This window comes from Agrobacterium pusense (genome assembly GCF_013285525.1).
In the GTDB taxonomy this organism is placed as follows: Bacteria; Pseudomonadota; Alphaproteobacteria; order Rhizobiales; family Rhizobiaceae; genus Agrobacterium; species Agrobacterium pusense.
The window spans coordinates 589,613-607,314 of sequence record NZ_CP053857.1 but is presented as its reverse complement, the minus strand read 5'-3'; the positions used below and the strand labels follow the sequence as shown (position 1 = coordinate 607,314).

The window sequence follows — 17,702 nt, the reverse complement described above, 5'->3', positions numbered from 1 at the left end:
CTGGACCCGAACAATCCGGAGGATGCCGTTGGCGTCCTCCGGCCTCAGTTGCCCTTGCGACCAAAGGACAGGATTTTCTGCCGCAGGCTGCGGGCGAGGTTACGGGTGTTGCGATACATGTCCACCTGCGTGGAAACCTGTCGAACGTCCCTGTCACTGTTCTGGGTGAGGCCCACGACAAGCGTGCCCATTTCCTGCCGTTCCTGCCAGAAGCGGCTCATGACAGGATGATCGGGCACGGCGCAGCTGTCACTGCGGAGAATATTGGCGTCGTCCAGATGCCAGTCGGTCAGTTTCTGTACCAGCAGCTTGCCGGGCGAGAATTGCGCGTAACTCTCGTCGAAGGCGGTTTTCCACGTATAGGCCTCGCCGGCGGTGATGAAGACGATCATGGAGGCAATGGCGCTTCCGTTGAGATCGATGGTGTGGATACGCACGGCATCGGCTTCGGCCAGGTTGGTGATCGCCTCACGGGCGAAGGCCGCGCGATACCGGTCGTTGACCAGCGCGGTGCGTTTGCGGCCCTTCCAGCCGCTTGCTTCCAGCGCCAGAAACTCCTCCATGCGGTAGCGTATATCCTTCGGCTGGCGGGCGACAGTGTAGGATAACGCGCCCAACCGCTCGAGCTGTCGCCACTGCCGGCGCATTTCCCGCAAATGATGCGGGGCAAGGGCTTTTTGCAGATAAGCCTGGCCATCGAGCAGGCTTTCCAGCATCGGCCGGTGATAATGGCCCGTCGTCGTCACCGGCAGGTTGCGGCTGAGCGCGATGGCTCGGAACATGCGGGCAAAAGGCCCCTCCAGCCGCACATCCGGCAGAACCAGAACATTCGGCAGCCGCATGTCCCGGTCGGAAAGGGCGTCGAAAAGGTTATCGAGGGTCTCGGCCGCCCCTTCGGTATCCACCAGCGGCGTCCCGAGTGGCCCGAAAGGATTGGCCCAGACGCGAATAATGGAAGGACCGATGGAAAAACCCGGCTTTTCAACGGTAAAAGGCATCAGAAACCGCATGCGGCTTCGGGCGCCGTTCTCATCGCGAATGAGGGCGAAGCGCACGGTCTTGTCGTCGATACGCGGCATGGCCGGAGCAAGAAGCCGGCCGGTGAAAAAGACGTTTGCCTCCATGACGCGGTTGGAGAGGAAGTCGAGTTCCTCCTGCATGTCGTAACCGAGCTGGCCCGGATAGATGCAGAATTCACGGCCTTCCCGGCCCACACGCCGGCTGCTGTCCGCCACCGGGCGATCACGCTCCGCAGACGCCATGAGCGCCGCGATGCGCGGGTCCTGAAAATCCGGATTCTTTGGATCGCTGGACATGCTTATCGTTACACCGCCTTACCAGTGTTTTGACTCGCCCGGGGGTCGTTGAAGGCAAAAAGGACGATCCCGAGTGTACGGCGTATGGCAACATGCAATAGCACAGCCTCTATGGACATGGCTATCGCCACCGCTACCGCGGCGCCTGTCAGACCATAGACCGGAATGAGCGCCATGTTGAGTGCAATGTTGCAACCGAAGATGATAATATAAAGCATCACGCACAATTTTTGTTTGCCGGCCATATTCAGCAGCGTCTCTCCGGGGCCGATGAGCGCTTTTGCCAGGAACCCCGCAAACAGGAAGAACATCAGCTCGTAACCCTCTACGAAGCCGGGACCGAACAGCGACAGCAGGAATGGCCCGGCCAGAAGCACCACGCTGCCAACGGCGAGAGACGGCCAGAAGGCCCAACGTGCGGCCTGGCTGGCGAAGCTTGCAAGCCCCGGCCTGTCATTGGCCGAAATCAGCGCCGCGAGACGTGGTGCGGCCGCCGCCTGGACGGAGAAAAACACGAACTGCATCAACACGATGGTTTTCGCCGCGGCGAAATAGATGCCGACCTGATCCGGCGGCAGATAAAGGCCGACGATCACCACATCGGAATTGGTCATCAGAAAACCGATGCCGTCGATCAGAAAGACCGGAAAGGCAAATCTGATCCAGTGACGAAAATGAACCCTTCGGGCGGCGCTGCGGAAATGTCGGTTGAGCCGGCGGTTCAGGAAGACGAAGTGAAAAATGGTGGTGACATAAGTTGCGAGAAGCGCCGTCAGCATGGCCGTCGTCGCAGTCTTTTCGGCTCCCAGGGCAATGGCCACCAGCATGAACAGGAGGATCAGCACGGGACGTACGATATAAGTGGGGCTAAGGGCAGAGATGGCCCAGCCATTGGCCCTCGCCGTGCCGTTCAACACATCGCCCAGCGCCACCATCGGCAGGGTGAAAAGCGCTAGCGAGACAGGAATGAGATAATAGGCGGCGATGCGCTCGCCAAAGAAATACAGAAATATGAAACCGCAAAGCGCCAGCGTGCTGGCAGACAGCATGGCGAACACGCGGGCCGTCGAGGTCAGCCCCATGATCTTGTCATGGGCATCTTCCAGACGATAGCCGGGCAGGAAGCGGATGACGGTGGTGTGAAAGCCGAGACAGGAAAGATTGCCAAACAGGATTACCAGAACCCACACGAAGGCGAAGAGGCCATATTCGAACTCGCCCATCAGGCGGGCAAGGATGATCTGCGATATGAAGGCGATGCCGGCGCTGACGATGCGCACCGCGAATGCGACGAGCGCCATGCGCTGTGCCCGTGCAACCTCGTCCCTCGCGGAGACAATGAGGGCGATTTTATCGCCCAGCGGCGAAATCTTCGCGCGCAGGCCTGCGGGTAAGGCTTTTTCCGCCGTGCTGAGGATAGCCATGATCCACACGCCATTATTTCCAGTTGAATGGGCAGGCCGATTGTAAGCCCTTCATCCTTAACGAAGCGTTTGGGAGGCGGCTGCGCCTGTCCTGATGCCACCCGCTTCCCGCGGCTTGCGGATGCCGTTGAAGAGAAACAGAGCTAACGGGCTGCGGCGTAGCGCCTGATGCAGAGAATAAGCCGTGATGGTCGTAGCTGCGATGATGAAGGTGAATTCAACGAGTGGCGGCAGGGAGATGAGAATAAAAAGCGTACCCAGAGTGTAAATCAGCGGGTGGTGAAACAGATAGATAGTGAAGGACGCATCCGTCATCCGTCTGGCAAACCGGCTTGGCCGGTCGAAATACCGGCAGGCGAGGTCGATCAGCAGGCGGCTCACCGTTACTGCGGCAATTGCCGACACCAGCACCAGCAGGGCTGAATTTGAAAACGGGCTTTGCAGCCTGATTGTCACTGCCGCCGCAATGGCGGCCGTCGCTACGATTGCCGTGAGAATACCGGTCTGGCGAAAGCGGTGAAAGAGGGTCCGGTCTCGGTGGAGCAGGGCTCCGACAAGGAAGAAGGGCAGGTAGCGCCCATAGGGGTCGGAAGCGCGCTCATAGAAAGAAAGCAGGCTGCTTTCGGTTTCTGCCGCAATCAGGCTGGAACCATATATCGCCAGCTCCCATAAAACGGGCAGGATGCAGAGTGCGGCGAAAAACACCCCGGCATGTCGCCGCCGCAGCCTGTCGAGCCTGTCTACTGCGCGCGCAAATGGCGGACGTTTCAGAAGATACAGGAGAGCGGCAATCACCACGGAATAGGCGATGAGAGCGGGCAGGAACCACAGATGCATGATCCATTGTTCACTCGGACGCAGCAAGCCCGGCAGGCTCTCAATCAGTCCTTCGGCTGAAAGCTCGCCTTTGGCGATACCGGCCAGTCGCAGCAGTAAAAGCTGCAGCGGCCCGAGCAGAACGAGCGTCACGACGAAGGGCACGCCGAGGCGGAGGAAACGTTGTCTGAGCCAAGGCATTTTGCCTTTTTTGCCGATGACCATAGTGGAAAAGTACCCGGCTATCAGAAAAAAAGCCGGCATTCGGAAGGTGACGAGCCCGGCACCGAGCGCGGTCAGGAGCGTGCTGGTCTCAAAATCCTTGATGTCCCAGGGCAGGGCGTAGCTATAGAGCAGCGAGGCATGATAGGGAATGCCGAGCAGCATCAGAAGCGCTCGCAACGGGTCCCAGTAATGTTCATAATCTGAACTGCTCGGTTGCATTTTCTCCTCGCGTCGCACATGCGATCACGCGTGATCTGCTGTAGCCGACACGACTATTGGTGGAAAACGCTAACAAACCCTTCATGCGCCGGCCGGTGTGGGCGGAGCCTTCTTTTTGGGTAGAAGATCGAGCACCAGCGCGCAGCCGAGGATAATGATGCCCGCGCCGAAGAGCTGAGGCAGCGACAGCGGCTCATCCAGCACGAGGGCGCCGATAAGCACCGCCACAACGGTCACCGCAAACTCCACACTGATGGCCTTTGTCGCGCCGATAACGGAGACGAGGCGGAAATAGGTTATGTAGGTGAGGCCGCTCATGACGATGGCCTGGATGAGCAGGTATAGGTAGTCGATCGGCGCGGGAATGCGGGGAATCGGAACTGCCAGCAGCAGTGGCAGCGTCATGATGCCGCCGGTCATGAATGAGCCGATGGTAATTTCCCATGAACCCACGCCTTTGAGATACCGGCTGGCATAATTGCTGCCGAAGGCCGCGCAGATGCAGGCGGCGACACAGGCGATGCAGCCGATGACAAAACCGGTCGTGACGGGTACGGCGGGAAAACCCACGAGCAGCACAATGCCGCCAAAGCCCAAAACCAGCCCCACGACACCTTGCCTCGTCAGTCGCTCCAGCCCCCAGACCTGCGAGATGAGCATGGAAAAAAGCGGGATGGTCGCGACCAATATTGCGGCCATGGCGGTCCCGACAAGCGGCGTGCCATAAGAAAGCCCGATCAACTGGCCGGCAACGGTGGTTGCGCCCACAATGGCAAAGGCTTGCCAGCTTGCCGAAAACGCCAGTTTGCGTCGCGCAGTTCTCGCGATCAGGAAAAGAGTGGTGGCGGTCACCAGTGACCGCAACGTCACTGCGCCGATCCAGCCGAATGCATCCACAACCTGTAGAAGCAGGAGGAAGGACGCGCCCCATGCGAGTGCGAGAAAAACATAGGCGGCAAGATCGCGAGGGGCCATGGCTGCATTTTCCGGAGGATGATCCAGCTCCCATATTGGAAACCGATCATGCCCGTCAATAACAATGAATTGCGCAAAGAAAATCGCCCGCAACCTGGGTTACGGGCGATGGTCTTCATCGGATATGCGCGGCGTTCAGGCCTGTTCGTAAACGCCGTGGCAGTGCTTGTATTTCTTGCCGGATCCGCAGGGGCACATTTCATTGCGGCCGATACGGCCCCAGGTGGCGGGGTTGTTCGGATCGCGCTCCTCGGCCGGCACGAAGGCGGCAGGGGCCGCCTGCAAGCCTTGAGCCATTTCATCCTCGCCCGTGTTCGGGTCAAGGTGATGGGCAGTCATTTCCGGCAGTTCCGGCTGCTGCGGCTCCTGCTGAACCAGTTCCACACGCATCAGCTGGGCGGTCACGGCTTCGCGCAGATTGGCGAGCAGCGCCTGGAAGAGTTCGAAGGCTTCCGCCTTGTACTCCTGCAGCGGGTCGCGCTGGGCATAACCGCGGAAACCGACGACGGAGCGGAGATGATCGAGGTTGACGATATGCTCGCGCCACAGATGGTCGATCGTCTGAAGGATGACAGAGCGTTCGACATAGGTCATGATCTCAGGGCCGAAACGTTCCGCACGCTCGGCGGCGTATTTGTCGGCGGCTTCGGTGACGCGCTGGAGAATATCGTCTTCGGCGATGCCTTCTTCCTTGGCCCACTCTTCCACCGGCAGGTCGAGGTTGAGGAACTGGGCGATGCCCGCCTTCAGGCCTGCAATATCCCACTGTTCGGCATAGGCATTTTCGGGAATATGCTTGGTGACGAGCATTTCGATGACTTCATGACGCATATCGGCTGCGGTTTCGCCGATATTATCGGCTTCCATCAACTCAAGGCGCTGATCGAAGATCACCTTGCGCTGATCGTTCAGCACGTCGTCATATTTCAGAAGGTTCTTGCGCGTCTCGAAGTTGCGGGCTTCGACCTTCTTCTGGGCGCGTTCCAGCGCCTTGTTGATCCACGGATGGACGATGGCTTCGCCTTCCTTGAGGCCCAGCTTCTGCAGCATCGAGTCCATGCGCTCGGAACCGAAGATGCGCATCAGGTCATCCTGAAGCGACAGGTAGAATTTCGAGCGGCCCGGGTCGCCCTGACGGCCGGAACGGCCACGCAGCTGGTTGTCGATACGGCGGCTTTCATGGCGTTCGGTAGCGATGACGTAGAGGCCGCCGGCGGCCAGCGCCTTTTCCTTGAGCACCTTGATTTCGGCGCGAATCGCCTGTTCCTTCGCATCGCGCTCCGGACCAGGCTCCATGCCTTCCAGCTCGCGCTCCAGACGCATCTCGACATTGCCGCCAAGCTGGATGTCGGTACCGCGGCCCGCCATGTTGGTGGCGATGGTGACAGCGCCCGGCACACCGGCCTGCGAGACGATATAAGCTTCCTGCTCGTGGTAACGGGCGTTCAGGACCTGGAAGTCGGAGAAACCGGACTGGCGCAGGAGATGTGCCAGAAGCTCGGATTTTTCAATCGACGTCGTGCCCACCAGAACCGGCTGGCCGCGCTCATGCGCTGCCTTGATCTCGGTAATGATCGCCTGGAATTTCTCTTCGCCGGTGCGATAAACCTCGTCGTCCTCGTCGATACGCTGGATCGGCAGGTTGGTCGGCACCTCGATGACATCGAGGCCGTAGATGTTGCCGAATTCTTCCGCTTCCGTCGCTGCCGTACCCGTCATGCCGGCCAGCTTTTCATACATGCGGAAATAATTCTGGAAGGTGACGGAGGACAGCGTCTGGTTTTCCGGCTGGATCTGTACCTTTTCCTTGGCTTCGAGAGCCTGGTGCTGACCTTCGGAATAACGACGGCCCGGCATCATGCGACCGGTAAATTCGTCAATGATGACGATTTCGTCGTTGCGGACGATGTAGTCCTTGTCGCGGGTGAAGAGCTTGTGGGCCTTCAGCGCATTGTTGATGTGGTGGACGATCGCGACGTTCTCGACGTCGTAAAGCGATTCGCCCTTGAGCAGCCCCGCCTGCCGCAGCAGGTTTTCGAGCTTCTCGGTGCCTTCTTCGGAGAAGTTGGCCGAGCGCTGCTTCTCATCGATTTCGTAATCTTCCGGCGTCAAGAGCGGAATGAAGGCGTCGATGGTATTGTAGAGATCGGAGCGGTCGTCCAGCGGCCCGGAAATGATGAGCGGCGTGCGCGCCTCATCGACCAGGATCGAGTCGACTTCGTCGACGATCGCGTAGTTGTGGCCGCGCTGAACCATCTGGGCGCGTTCATATTTCATGTTGTCGCGCAGGTAATCGAAGCCGAGCTCGTTATTCGTCGCGTAGGTGATGTCGCAGGCATAGGCCTCGCGGCGCTGGTCGTCGTCAAGGCCATGAACGATGACGCCGGTGGTGAGTCCGAGGAAGCGATAAAGCCGGCTCATCGTGGCGGCGTCGCGCTGGGCGAGGTAGTCGTTGACGGTGACGACGTGCACGCCCTTGCCGGCGAGCGCGTTGAGGTACACCGCAAGAGTGGCCACCAGCGTCTTGCCTTCACCCGTTTTCATCTCGGCGATGGCGCCGCCGTGCAGGATCATGCCGCCTGTCAGCTGCACGTCGAAGGGACGCATGCCGAGAACGCGGCGCGATGCTTCGCGGGCCACGGCAAAGGCCGGGATCAGCAGGTCGTCGAGTGTCTTGCCGTCTGCCAGCTGCTGGCGGAACTCGGCGGTCTTGGCTGCCAGCGCTTCGTCGGAAAGCGCCTTGGTGGCTTCTTCCAGCGCATTGATGGCTGCGATCTTGCTTTTATAAGAGCGGACGCGGCGATCATTTGCCGAACCGAACAACTTGCGGGCTATTCCGCCGAGACTGACCATCTTACTGGCCCTTTCTGAAATTCCGTTTTACCGGGCGCTTTGCTCCGTCACGCTGTTTTCAGCACAAATGACGGACTTCGCCCTTCAACGTATCTGGACGCGAGGTTGCGTGACAGATAAGAGGGGGGGCAAATGATGTCAACGGTTCTGCCCGTTACAGAATGGCCACATTCCGGTGTTTGGAAGTTTTTTCAGAGCCGGAAACCATGTCTGGAGCCGGCATTGTCCCCGAAAGGTTCAAAATGTTGCGCTATAATAAAATTGCGGCTGCGGTGATTGTGGCCACGCTCGGCCTCCAGCTTCCGGCTTTCGCACAGGAAGACAAGGTCGTCGCCAAGGTCGGCGATCTGGAAATCCACCAGTCCGAACTCGACCTCGCCATGAGCAACCTCGATCCGCAACTCGCGCAGCTTCCCGACGAGCAGAAGAAGGTCGCAGCCCTTTCCGGCGCGATCGATGTCAAGCTTCTCGTGAAGAACGCCAGCGCCGAAGGTCTCGAAAAGACTGAAGATTTCAAGAAGCGCATGGAATTCATCCAGGACCGTGAGCTGCATAACGCGTATTTCCGCAAGCACGTGGTCGACGCCGTCACCAATGACGAAATAAAGGCCCGCTACGACAAGGAAGTCGCAGCCCTGCCGAAGGAAGAAGAGATCAAGGCAGCTCACATCCTCGTCGCCAGCGAGGACGAAGCCAAGGACATCATCAAGCAGCTTGATTCGGGCAAGGATTTCGCAGCGCTCGCCAAGGAAAAATCCACCGATTCCAACAAGGATGACGGTGGCGATCTCGGCTGGTTCGGCAAGGGCCGCATGGTGCCGGAATTCGAAGAAGCCGCCTTCGGCCTCGAAAAGGGCGCCTACACCAAAACGCCTGTGAAGACCCAGTTCGGCTTCCACGTCATCAAGCTGGAAGACAAGCGCATCGCGCCACCGCCGGCTTTCGAGCAGGTCGAGCCGCAGGTTCGTCAGCTTGTCATGCGCGACAAGTACGTTGCCCTCATCGAGAAGGCCAAGGCTGACCAGAAGATCGAAATCATGGATGAGACGCTGAAGAAGGGCTATGACGAAGCCACGAAGGAACAGCAGGCACAGCCGCAGCAGTAAAATTTCGGATTACGGGGCGGCTTAACGGCCGCCCCGTTTCATCTCAGGCCATCTCCAGACATCCATTCCAGAATTTCAGGCGCTTCCCATGTCCGTTGCCGTTTCTCCGCTCGCTCCGAAATCCTATCCTGACATGCCTGCGCTCCGCGGCGTTCGCATGGCGACGGCCGCTGCCGGCATCAAGTACAAGAACCGCACGGACGTTCTCCTGATGGTGTTCGACAAGCCGGCCAGTGTGGCGGGCGTTTTCACCAAGTCGAAATGCCCCTCGGCTCCCGTTGATTTCTGCCGCGCCAATCTCGGCGGCGGCGCGGCGCGCGCCGTAGTGGTCAATTCCGGCAATGCCAATGCCTTTACGGGCCTCAAGGGCAAGGCCGCGACCGAGCTGACGGCGAAATCCGCTGCCGCGGCCGTCGGCTGCTCCGAAGGCGAGGTTTTCCTGGCATCGACAGGCGTGATCGGCGAACCGCTGGATGCCTCGAAATTTGCCGGCGTTCTCAGCGATATGAACGTCAGGGCAGAAGCCGATTTCTGGCAGGAAGCCGCCAAGGCGATCATGACGACCGATACCTATCCGAAGGTCGCGACCCGCACCGCCGAGATTGGTGGCGTGATGGTCACGATCAACGGCATTTCCAAGGGCGCCGGCATGATTGCCCCCGATATGGCGACAATGCTCTCCTTTGTGGTGACGGATGCCGATATCGAGCCCGCGGCCCTGCAATCCCTGCTATCTGCCGGTGTTGGCCCGACCTTCAATTCCGTGACGGTTGATAGCGATACCTCCACGTCCGATACGCTGATGCTGTTCGCCACGGGTGCAGCAGCGGAAGATGGCCAGGTGAAGGTGACGAGCGCCGATGACGAGCGTCTTGCTTCCTTCCGCGCCGCGCTCAACGATCTCCTGAAAGATCTCGCGTTGCAGGTGGTTCGTGATGGCGAAGGCGCGCGCAAGATGGTGGAGGTCACTGTAACCGGCGCGGAAAACGATGCCGCCGCCAAGAAGATTGCCCTTTCCATCGCCAATTCGCCGCTGGTCAAGACCGCGGTTGCCGGTGAGGACGCGAATTGGGGCCGCGTCGTCATGGCGGTCGGCAAATCAGGCGAAATGGCGGACCGCGACCGTCTTGCCATCTGGTTCGGCGGCGTGCGTGTGGCCGTCAACGGCGAACGCGACCCGAACTATTCCGAAGCGGAAACCAGTGCCGTCATGAAACTGGAAGACATCACGGTAACGGTCGATATTGGCCTCGGTCAGGGAACGGCTACCGTCTGGACCTGTGACCTGACGAAAGAATATGTTGCGATCAACGGCGACTACCGGAGCTGACCGTTGGAGCCGAAGAGAATGCAGGACAACAAGGCCGTCAATCTGCCGCTGGTTCGCCGTCTGGAAGCCGTCAGCTTCCGGGCGTGGCCAGCCTCGTCGGTTATTTATGACGGCAGCTGGCAAATCCGTCTCACGGGTTCGCATCCCTCCAAGCGTATCAACTGCGTAGTGCCGCTCGATCCGTCCGATTACGGAAACAGCGCGGTGCGGCTGGAAAAGGCGCGCAAGCGTTTCGATGATTTCGGCCGGCCGCTGGTGGTGCGCGAAACGACGCTGATGCCGCCGCAGCTTGTGGAATTTCTGGTCAATGACGGCTGGTCGATGTTCGAAGAGGTTGTGGTCATGACGGCCGATCTTTCCGACATGGAGTTGCCGGAAACGCTGGTCAGCCTTCCAAGCCACGATATCGGCCGTTTTGTAGAGGCGAGCATCAAGGTGAGCGACGGCGATCCGGCGCTGCGCCCGGCAATTGCCGAAATCGTCAGTTCCATCAAGCCGACGCTCGGTCTCTTCATCAATGAGGAAGTGGAAGGCAATCCGCTCGCAACCGTCATCTGCGTGCAGGACAACGATCTTGCCGGCATCCTTTCCCTCGATGTCGAAAAGTCGCAGCGTAAGAAGGGCCTCGGTACGCAAATCCTGGCATCCGCACTGCGCTGGGCCAGGATCAGCGGCGCAAAAAGCGCGTGGCTGCAGGTTGAAGCCGCCAATGCGCCGGCAATCGCACTTTATGAGAAATTCGGCTTCTCCGAGGCCTATCGCTATCGCTATTGGCGCAAGGGTTCAGGAGAATGAGCGAGGCTGGCAAAAAAATCCTGCTGGTCGCCGCCTGCGCCCTTCTCGATCAGGATGGCCGCATTCTTCTGGCGCAACGTCCGGAAGGCAAGTCGCTCGCGGGCCTGTGGGAGTTTCCGGGCGGCAAGGTGGAGCAGGGCGAGACGCCCGAGGAAACCCTCGTGCGCGAACTGGACGAGGAGCTGGGTATCAAAACCAAGATCGCCTGCCTTGCGCCGTTGACATTTGCCAGCCACACTTATGAGACATTCCACCTTCTGATGCCGCTTTACGTGTGCCGTCGTTACGAGGGCATTGCGCATGGCCGGGAAGGACAGGCGCTGAAATGGGTAAAACCGCAAGCGTTGCGCGATTATCCCATGCCGCCGGCCGATGAGCCGCTGATCCCCTTCCTGCAGGATCTGCTTTAGAACAGGCAATCGCCGGCGTCCCTCGCTTATGATCCCGTCACAGCTTCGTGAAAATGCCCGGTTGCCAGCGCTTTGCCGTGCCAAAACGGGTCTGTGTTAAGAGATCGTTCAGCACCCTCTGGCAGATTGTTAAGCTAAAGAAGCGGTAAACTGCGCGTTACGAGGTTGGTCATGAACGAGGATTTCTGGAAGACGGTGGAAGGTCGTCACTCTTATTCCGATAAATCCAGTCGCACCGGCGTTCTAAACGTCGCATTGCTTTTCGGCACGGCCGTCATCGCCCTGTCGTTGATCATCACGCCCATGCTCGCCGGAAAGTCTTCCACCCGTGTGGCGCAGTTCCCCGACAATTACGACATGATCAGCACCGGCTCCATCAAGAAGACAGATGTGGGCAAGACATACTCCATCCGCCGTAGCATAACACAGCCGATGCCGGAAATGCCCTGCGTGGTGACGGGCTACAGCAATGAGAGCGGTTGCTGATCGTTTACCATTGTCGGTAACCGATCTCTCACATAGCCCGTCTAGAATAAGCCGACTTCAATAGGTCATATTGCCGGCTGGCGGATTGGGCATATTCTGTGCTGCGTTCATTTATCGATTTCTGCAGGAATGAAGACGGCGCCAGCGCCGTTGAGTATGGCCTGATCGTGGCCGTGATTTCCGTCGCCCTTGTCGGCGGCGCGAGCGCCATCAGCAGCAACATCAATGCCCTGTTTCAGTTCATCGCCGACACTTTCGCCAGTGTCTGAAACGGCCATTCTTGCGTTCAGGATAGCTTGACTTCCCTGGTCTTCAGGGCGTCCGCCAGGCGCACTTTGGCGGAGCCGGGCTTCAGCGGTTTCTGCTGGCTCTCATGCGGCGCCCAGCCCGAGACATAGATGACGGAGAATGTCGCCCTTATGCGCCCATCCGGGTCGGCATAACGTTCGGCATAAAGCTCTGCCGCGCGCATGAAAAAGGCACGGGTGAGCGGTCGTCTGCTACGGCCTGCCAGCGGATTGGCCATGCCCATCGCACGCAGGTCGCGCATCAGCGGGAAAATCGAATCGTAACGCACCGTGTAGGTTTCCGCGTCGGTGACGGGAAGCGCAAAACCGGCGCGTTGCAGAAGCGCGCCGACATCGCGCACATCGGCGAAGGGAATGACGCGCGGGCTTGCCCCGCCGGTCAGTTCCGCCTCTGCCGTCAACAACACGTCGCGCAGTTCCTGCAGCGTCCCGCTGCCGGGAATCGCGCCGAGAAACAGGCCGTCCGGCTTTAATGCCCGCCGAATCTGGATCAGCGCGCCGGGCGTGTCGTTGGTCAAATGCAGGGCAAGCGGTGAAACGATGAGATTGGCGGAGGCCTCTTCCAGTGGAAGATGCTCCATGGATGCCGCCTCCGGAATATTTTCATCCGTGGTGAAACGGCTTTCCGTCTCTATGCGGCGAATGGAATTCACCTTTCCCGTCTGTGCCAGCCGCCGGGCGGCAACGCCGGTGCCGCCATGCAGCTCGATGGCGGTCTCGAACTGGCGTTCGACAATGGCAAGCCTGTCTGCCAGTTCTTCAGCCGCCATGTCGAGAAGAAAAAGGGCCTTGTCGTCGCGCCGGTTCCACGCCCGGCGACGGTTTTGTTCGATCACGGCCTGGTCAAAAAGAATGTCCATCGTCTTGCCTGCTCGGCCTCTGGCGCCATCGGGTACGGCGGGCCGCATTCTGTGTCATGCCGTTTCAGGCATTGCTTTTCCGGCACCGGCCGGAATGATCTGTCTCGCAAAGGCACCCGTTCGGCGCTAAAGTCAACCTCATGGGTGCTGGTGAAGGTCTGTTTTCGGGGATGCTGTCGAAATCTGCGGTCGTACCGCGGGTCGCACGAGACATGTTTCGTTCGGTCTTCCGCATGATTTACCCGCCGACCTGTGCCGGCTGCACCCGCATGATCGGCGCAGAAGGAGCGTTGTGCCCCGAGTGCTGGCGGGACATTGTTTTTATCGAGCGTCCTTATTGCGAAGTTCTCGGCATTCCCTTTGTCCGCGACCATGGCGAAAACATTGTCAGCGCCGAGGCCATTGCCGACCCGCCGCCTTTTGACCGTCTGCGTGCCGCCGCCAGCCATCAGGGCGTCGCCCGCAAGCTGGTGCACCGTCTGAAATATCAGGACCGGACAGAGCTTGCGCGGTTGATGGCGTTGTGGATGCTGCGCGCAGACGACGGAGCGGTCAGCGCCTGCGATTGCATCGTGCCCGTTCCTCTGCATCGTTACCGCTTCCTGCGCCGCCGTTTCAACCAGTCCGCCGAGCTTGCGCGGCATCTGGCCCGGGCGGCTGACAAGCCTTTGCTCGCCGCCACCCTGCTGCGGGTGAAATCGACGGAGCGGCAGGTTGGGCTCTCGGCAATCGCCAGGCGTGACAATTTGCGGGGCGCTTTCGCTCTCGCCCCTGGTCGGGAAGCGGATGTTTCAGGCAAGCACGTGGTGCTGGTGGATGACGTTTACACCACCGGCGCGACGGTGCGTGCGGCAAGCCGGGCCCTCCGAAAAGCGGGTGCTGCGGAAGTGACAGTTTTGACCTTTGCAATGGCCATTTCCGGTCCTATATGAAGCCGTAATGACATGAGGAAACCGTGCGCTTGACCGCACGTTTGCGAGGCTTTGAAAACATGGCACCGGTGACAATCTATACGCGGGATTTTTGTGGTTATTGCGCGCGCGCCAAGGCGCTGCTGGATAGCAAGGGCGTGGATTATGCCGAATATAACGCCACGACGACGCCCGAATACCGGCAGGAGATGATCGAGAAATCGGGCGGGACGACCTTCCCGCAGATATTTATCAATGGCCAGCACGTGGGCGGCTGCGATGATCTGCATGCGCTGGACCGCGCCGGCAAGCTGGACGCGATGCTGGCGGCTTGATCTGCCCGACCGACGGAGGAAATCATGAGTTTCAAGGCTGCCGCCATTCAGATGCGCTCCGGTGTCGATACGGTGAGGAATGCCGCCGATATGGATCGGCTTGTGCGCGCCGCCGCGGCAGAAGGGGCTGTTTATGTTCAGACCCCGGAAATGACGGGCGCAATCCAGAAAGACAGGCAGGCGCTGCGCGCCCAGCTGCGCGACGATGACGGCGATATCATCGTCGCGACCGCTGCACGCCTTGCCCGCGAGCTCGGTATTCACGTCCATGTGGGCTCTACGGCTATTGCCCGCCCGGACGGCAAGATCGCCAATCGCGGCTTCCTCTTCGCGCCGGACGGCTCGCGCATCTGCAGCTATGACAAGATCCACATGTTCGATGTCGATCTCGACAATGGCGAGAGCTGGCGCGAAAGCGCGGCTTACGAGCCCGGCGAGGTGGCGCGCATCGTTGAACTGCCGCTGGGTAAATTCGGCTTCGCAATCTGCTACGACGTCCGTTTTCCGCAGCTTTTCCGGGCGGAAGCTCTTGCCGGCGCTGAGATTCTGACGGTTCCCGCTGCCTTCACGCGCCAGACCGGGGAAGCCCATTGGGAAATTCTGCTGCGCGCCCGCGCCATTGAAAACGGCGCGTTCGTCATCGCCGCCGCTCAGGCTGGCGTACATGAGGACGGGCGTGAAACCTTCGGCCATTCCATCATCATCGATCCCTGGGGCAAGGTTCTGGCAGTCGCCGGCGGCGCTGGCGAGGAGATCATCTTCGCCGAGATCGATACATCGCTGGTGGCGACCGCCCGTGGAAAGATTCCCAATTTGCGCAATGCCCGGGAGTTCGGGCTGGATACGGTCATTCCACTCAAACCTGTGGGAGGTGAGGCAGCGTGATCCGGTATGCGCTAGCCTGTGAAAAGGGCCACGAGTTCGAAGGCTGGTTTGCCGGCAGCGACGATTTCGATGATCAGTTGCAGCGCGGTTTCCTGTCCTGCCCGGTTTGCAATTCCGTGCAGGTCTCCAAGCTTTTGATGGCGCCGTCGGTTTCCACCGCCCGCAAGAAGGACGAACGCCAGACGCTCGCCATGGATGCCGCCAGAAAAGAGGCGCTTGCAAAAATCCGCGAGGCCGTCGCCAATATTCGCGCCAATGCCGAGGATGTCGGCGACAGGTTTCCCGAGGAGGCCCGCAAGATCCATTATGGCGAAGCCGACGAGCGGGGCATCATCGGCAATGCCTCGGTGCAGGACGCCAGGGCCTTGCTGGAAGAGGGCATAGAGATCGCACCGCTGCCGGTGCTGCCTGACGACGTCAACTGAATTTCAGGGACATCGCTAACGGAGCGCCCGGCGTTACCCCTGCGCCGGGCGCTTTGCCAGCATCATGTAGTTGACGTCCATATCCGGCGAGAGGTTCCAGCGATCCTGCAGCACGTTGTAGAAGACGCCGGTCCGGTGGATGATATCCATTCCGCTTGCAACCAGCGGCCGCTCAAGCTCTTCCGGGCGAACCAGCTTTTCATATTGATGTGTGCCGCGCGGCAGCCAGCGCAAAACATTTTCGGCGGCAAAGATCGCCAATGCCCGGGCTTTCAGCGTGCGGTTGATGGTGGCCGCGAACATCAGGCCGCCGGGGCGTACCATTTTCGCGCAGGTGGTGACGAAGAGATCGACATTGGCCACGTGTTCGACCACCTCCATGTTGAGGATGACGTCGAAGGTTTCGCCGGCTTCCTGCAGCTGTTCGGCCGTCACTGCGCGGTAGTCGACGCTGATCCCGCTTTCACGGGCGTGGGTGGAGGCGATGCCGATGTTCTTTTCCGAGGGATCCGCGCCTACCACATCGGCGCCCATGCGGGCGACGGGTTCGGAGAGAAGACCGCCGCCGCAGCCGATATCGAGAACGCGCAGCCCTTCCAATGGGCGGTGCGCCTTCGGGTCCCGACCGAAATTGTCGCAGATGCGGTTGCGGATATATTCGAGACGCACCGGGTTAAATTTGTGCAGCGGGCGGAACTTGCCGGTCGGGCTCCACCACTCTGCGGCCATCGCGGAGAAGCGATCCACTTCGCTCTGGTCGACGGTCGTCTGTGCGGTCTCGCTCATGGTTCTGCTCCATATTGCTGTTGCATTGAAGTCGGACGATTGCCCCCCGAAGTCAAGACCGGAGGCTTTCACCGGCAGCGATTTATCGGGCGCTCATTGCCGCAGGGGAACTGATGCGGCCGCTTATTTGTTTCATGCTGCGTTCATGGAAGAACGCGTATTTTCCGATCGTGGCAGTATGCGGAACGCATACTCGTCCATCGAACAGGATGGATGCCGACAAGGGCAAAGCGGGCCTTTGCTTGAGGAGAAAGAAGTGAAGAAAAAACTGTTTGGCGCAATTGCGCTGGTGGCCATGCTCGCCGCGCCGGCCCTTGCCGAAGCTGCGACGCGAGGATTCGCCACCGCGAATGTGAATATGCGCTCCGGTCCCAGCACGGCCTATCCGGCTGTTGTCGTGATCCCCGTCGGCGCACCATTGACGGTACACGGCTGCCTTTCCGATACGCCGTGGTGTGACGTGTCTTTCGTGAACGGTCGAGGCTGGGTGGCCGGCCGCTATATCCAGACGACATTCCGGCAAAACCGGGTCTACGTCGAGCCCCGTTATTATCGCGATCTCGGCGTTCCCATAATCACCTTCGAAGCTGGCCGTTATTGGGACCGTTATTATCGCGATCGCGACTTTTACCGCGAACGTGACCGGTGGCGTCGCCCGCCGCCATCAGGCGGCTACTGGAACGCCCCGCCCCCGAGTGGTGGATGGGATCGCCCACGTCCGCGTGACGACTGGCGCGATGGCCGCCGGGACGACTGGCGTGATGGTCGCCGCGATGAGTGGCGTGATCCCCGCCAGGGCGGTGGTCCGAACGATGGTCGTTGGGAACGTCGCTACGGCGACTGGAACCAGGGCGACAGAAATCAGGACAGGCCGCGTCGCGACGACGACCGCCGCCGTTGGGAAGATGAAAATCGCGACCGCGACCGTCAGTTCAATCAGGATGATGGTCAGCGTCGCCCCGAGCGTCGTGTTCAACCTGAAGAACAACGACGTCCCGAAGGCCGCGCTCCGTCACAGGAGCAGGTTCGTCCGCCCGAGCAGGCACCCCGGAGCTATCGAGCTTGTGATCCGGCGGATACGGAATGCCTGTCGAGACAATAAAGCTTGGACTGGCGGGAATACGTGATTTGTGAAAAAATGTCCCCGGTTTGTCGCCGGGGACATTACACGTGTGGGAAGCGCTTCCAGTATGCCTCCGTAAAACGCATCTGGCGATGCTGCACACCCGCGCACTAC

The 17,702-nt window shown here is 59.9% G+C and carries 18 protein-coding genes; 11 read left to right on the top strand and 7 right to left on the bottom strand.

Annotation, left to right across the window (positions count from 1 at the left end):
* Window positions 1–44: 44 nt before the first annotated feature.
* The 5 genes from HQN82_RS16400 to secA form a co-directional block, all read right to left on the bottom strand.
* Window positions 45–1,316 carry a GNAT family N-acetyltransferase gene (locus HQN82_RS16400; RefSeq protein WP_173615257.1) on the bottom strand — a complete coding sequence of 424 codons (1,272 nt, stop codon included), beginning with the start codon at window positions 1,314–1,316 and terminating at the stop codon, window positions 45–47.
* Between the two features lie 8 nt (window positions 1,317–1,324).
* A complete protein-coding gene (gene uppV / locus HQN82_RS16395; RefSeq protein WP_173615256.1) occupies window positions 1,325–2,740 on the bottom strand; it encodes a Wzx-type polysaccharide biosynthesis protein UppV in 1,416 nt (471 codons plus the stop codon).
* Window positions 2,741–2,797: 57 nt separating this feature from the next.
* Window positions 2,798–4,000 (bottom strand): acyltransferase family protein, encoded by a 1,203-nt coding sequence (locus tag HQN82_RS16390; RefSeq protein ID WP_173615255.1) that lies wholly within the window; start codon window positions 3,998–4,000, stop codon window positions 2,798–2,800.
* An 81-nt stretch (window positions 4,001–4,081) separates the two neighbouring features.
* Entirely contained in the window at window positions 4,082–4,975 is an 894-nt protein-coding gene (locus tag HQN82_RS16385) for a DMT family transporter (RefSeq protein WP_003585624.1), read from the bottom strand.
* Between the two features lie 135 nt (window positions 4,976–5,110).
* The gene (secA, locus tag HQN82_RS16380; protein ID WP_173615254.1) at window positions 5,111–7,828 is read right to left on the bottom strand and encodes a preprotein translocase subunit SecA; all 2,718 of its coding nucleotides are present in this window, start codon (window positions 7,826–7,828) and stop codon (window positions 5,111–5,113) included.
* Between the two features lie 242 nt (window positions 7,829–8,070).
* Here secA and HQN82_RS16375 point away from each other — a divergent pair, with 242 nt between their 5' ends.
* From HQN82_RS16375 to HQN82_RS16350, 6 genes are all read left to right on the top strand, one after another.
* The gene (locus tag HQN82_RS16375) at window positions 8,071–8,934 is read left to right on the top strand and encodes a peptidylprolyl isomerase (RefSeq protein WP_173615253.1); all 864 of its coding nucleotides are present in this window, start codon (window positions 8,071–8,073) and stop codon (window positions 8,932–8,934) included.
* Between the two features lie 88 nt (window positions 8,935–9,022).
* A complete protein-coding gene (gene argJ, locus HQN82_RS16370; protein WP_173615252.1) occupies window positions 9,023–10,264 on the top strand; it encodes a bifunctional glutamate N-acetyltransferase/amino-acid acetyltransferase ArgJ in 1,242 nt (413 codons plus the stop codon).
* A gap of 18 nt (window positions 10,265–10,282) precedes the next feature.
* A complete protein-coding gene (locus HQN82_RS16365; RefSeq protein WP_173615251.1) occupies window positions 10,283–11,059 on the top strand; it encodes a GNAT family N-acetyltransferase in 777 nt (258 codons plus the stop codon).
* The gene (gene mutT / locus HQN82_RS16360; RefSeq protein WP_003585633.1) at window positions 11,056–11,469 is read left to right on the top strand and encodes an 8-oxo-dGTP diphosphatase MutT; all 414 of its coding nucleotides are present in this window, start codon (window positions 11,056–11,058) and stop codon (window positions 11,467–11,469) included. The genes HQN82_RS16365 and mutT overlap by 4 nt, the downstream gene beginning before the upstream one ends.
* Window positions 11,470–11,640: 171 nt before the next feature.
* Window positions 11,641–11,955 carry a hypothetical protein gene (locus HQN82_RS16355; RefSeq protein WP_003585635.1) on the top strand — a complete coding sequence of 105 codons (315 nt, stop codon included), beginning with the start codon at window positions 11,641–11,643 and terminating at the stop codon, window positions 11,953–11,955.
* 98 nt (window positions 11,956–12,053) lie between these two features.
* Window positions 12,054–12,224: a Flp family type IVb pilin gene (locus HQN82_RS16350; protein ID WP_077985725.1), complete on the top strand. Its 171-nt coding sequence runs from the start codon at window positions 12,054–12,056 to the stop codon at window positions 12,222–12,224.
* 17 nt (window positions 12,225–12,241) lie between these two features.
* On the opposite strand, the gene HQN82_RS16345 is transcribed toward HQN82_RS16350, so the two are convergent.
* The gene (locus HQN82_RS16345) at window positions 12,242–13,123 is read right to left on the bottom strand and encodes a methyltransferase domain-containing protein (RefSeq protein ID WP_107339655.1); all 882 of its coding nucleotides are present in this window, start codon (window positions 13,121–13,123) and stop codon (window positions 12,242–12,244) included.
* A 140-nt stretch (window positions 13,124–13,263) separates the two neighbouring features.
* Here HQN82_RS16345 and HQN82_RS16340 point away from each other — a divergent pair, with 140 nt between their 5' ends.
* Genes HQN82_RS16340 through HQN82_RS16325 form a run of 4 tightly spaced genes read left to right on the top strand, consistent with a single transcriptional unit; the run spans window position 13,264 to window position 15,679 of the window.
* A complete protein-coding gene (locus HQN82_RS16340; RefSeq protein ID WP_173615250.1) occupies window positions 13,264–14,055 on the top strand; it encodes a ComF family protein in 792 nt (263 codons plus the stop codon).
* Between the two features lie 59 nt (window positions 14,056–14,114).
* Window positions 14,115–14,369 carry a glutaredoxin 3 gene (gene grxC, locus HQN82_RS16335; protein WP_003585640.1) on the top strand — a complete coding sequence of 85 codons (255 nt, stop codon included), beginning with the start codon at window positions 14,115–14,117 and terminating at the stop codon, window positions 14,367–14,369.
* A gap of 24 nt (window positions 14,370–14,393) precedes the next feature.
* The gene (locus tag HQN82_RS16330) at window positions 14,394–15,254 is read left to right on the top strand and encodes a carbon-nitrogen hydrolase family protein (RefSeq protein ID WP_173615249.1); all 861 of its coding nucleotides are present in this window, start codon (window positions 14,394–14,396) and stop codon (window positions 15,252–15,254) included.
* Window positions 15,251–15,679 carry a DUF1178 family protein gene (locus HQN82_RS16325; protein ID WP_173615248.1) on the top strand — a complete coding sequence of 143 codons (429 nt, stop codon included), beginning with the start codon at window positions 15,251–15,253 and terminating at the stop codon, window positions 15,677–15,679. The genes HQN82_RS16330 and HQN82_RS16325 overlap by 4 nt, the downstream gene beginning before the upstream one ends.
* A gap of 33 nt (window positions 15,680–15,712) precedes the next feature.
* Here the strand turns inward: HQN82_RS16325 and ubiG are convergent, their stop codons facing one another.
* The gene (gene ubiG, locus HQN82_RS16320; protein ID WP_173615247.1) at window positions 15,713–16,465 is read right to left on the bottom strand and encodes a bifunctional 2-polyprenyl-6-hydroxyphenol methylase/3-demethylubiquinol 3-O-methyltransferase UbiG; all 753 of its coding nucleotides are present in this window, start codon (window positions 16,463–16,465) and stop codon (window positions 15,713–15,715) included.
* Between the two features lie 256 nt (window positions 16,466–16,721).
* Between ubiG and HQN82_RS16315 the strand changes: the two genes are divergently transcribed.
* On the top strand, window positions 16,722–17,567 hold the full coding sequence (locus HQN82_RS16315) for an SH3 domain-containing protein (protein ID WP_173615246.1): 846 nt from the start codon (window positions 16,722–16,724) through the stop codon (window positions 17,565–17,567).
* Window positions 17,568–17,702: the final 135 nt, after the last annotated feature.

What these genes read in the sequence shown, in the direction of transcription:
- HQN82_RS16330 (WP_173615249.1), top strand. Translation starts at nt 14,394, where the DNA reads ATGAGTTTCAAGGCTGCCGCCATTCAGATGCGCTCCGGTGTCGATACG.
- argJ (WP_173615252.1), top strand. Translation starts at nt 9,023, where the DNA reads ATGTCCGTTGCCGTTTCTCCGCTCGCTCCGAAATCCTATCCTGACATG.
- HQN82_RS16375 (WP_173615253.1), top strand. Translation starts at nt 8,071, where the DNA reads ATGTTGCGCTATAATAAAATTGCGGCTGCGGTGATTGTGGCCACGCTC.
- mutT (WP_003585633.1), top strand. Translation starts at nt 11,056, where the DNA reads ATGAGCGAGGCTGGCAAAAAAATCCTGCTGGTCGCCGCCTGCGCCCTT.
- HQN82_RS16345 (WP_107339655.1), bottom strand. Translation starts at nt 13,123, where the DNA reads ATGGACATTCTTTTTGACCAGGCCGTGATCGAACAAAACCGTCGCCGG.
- HQN82_RS16365 (WP_173615251.1), top strand. Translation starts at nt 10,283, where the DNA reads ATGCAGGACAACAAGGCCGTCAATCTGCCGCTGGTTCGCCGTCTGGAA.
- uppV (WP_173615256.1), bottom strand. Translation starts at nt 2,740, where the DNA reads ATGGCTATCCTCAGCACGGCGGAAAAAGCCTTACCCGCAGGCCTGCGC.
- secA (WP_173615254.1), bottom strand. Translation starts at nt 7,828, where the DNA reads ATGGTCAGTCTCGGCGGAATAGCCCGCAAGTTGTTCGGTTCGGCAAAT.
- HQN82_RS16355 (WP_003585635.1), top strand. Translation starts at nt 11,641, where the DNA reads ATGAACGAGGATTTCTGGAAGACGGTGGAAGGTCGTCACTCTTATTCC.
- ubiG (WP_173615247.1), bottom strand. Translation starts at nt 16,465, where the DNA reads ATGAGCGAGACCGCACAGACGACCGTCGACCAGAGCGAAGTGGATCGC.
- HQN82_RS16340 (WP_173615250.1), top strand. Translation starts at nt 13,264, where the DNA reads ATGGGTGCTGGTGAAGGTCTGTTTTCGGGGATGCTGTCGAAATCTGCG.
- HQN82_RS16385 (WP_003585624.1), bottom strand. Translation starts at nt 4,975, where the DNA reads ATGGCCCCTCGCGATCTTGCCGCCTATGTTTTTCTCGCACTCGCATGG.
- HQN82_RS16400 (WP_173615257.1), bottom strand. Translation starts at nt 1,316, where the DNA reads ATGTCCAGCGATCCAAAGAATCCGGATTTTCAGGACCCGCGCATCGCG.
- HQN82_RS16390 (WP_173615255.1), bottom strand. Translation starts at nt 4,000, where the DNA reads ATGCAACCGAGCAGTTCAGATTATGAACATTACTGGGACCCGTTGCGA.
- grxC (WP_003585640.1), top strand. Translation starts at nt 14,115, where the DNA reads ATGGCACCGGTGACAATCTATACGCGGGATTTTTGTGGTTATTGCGCG.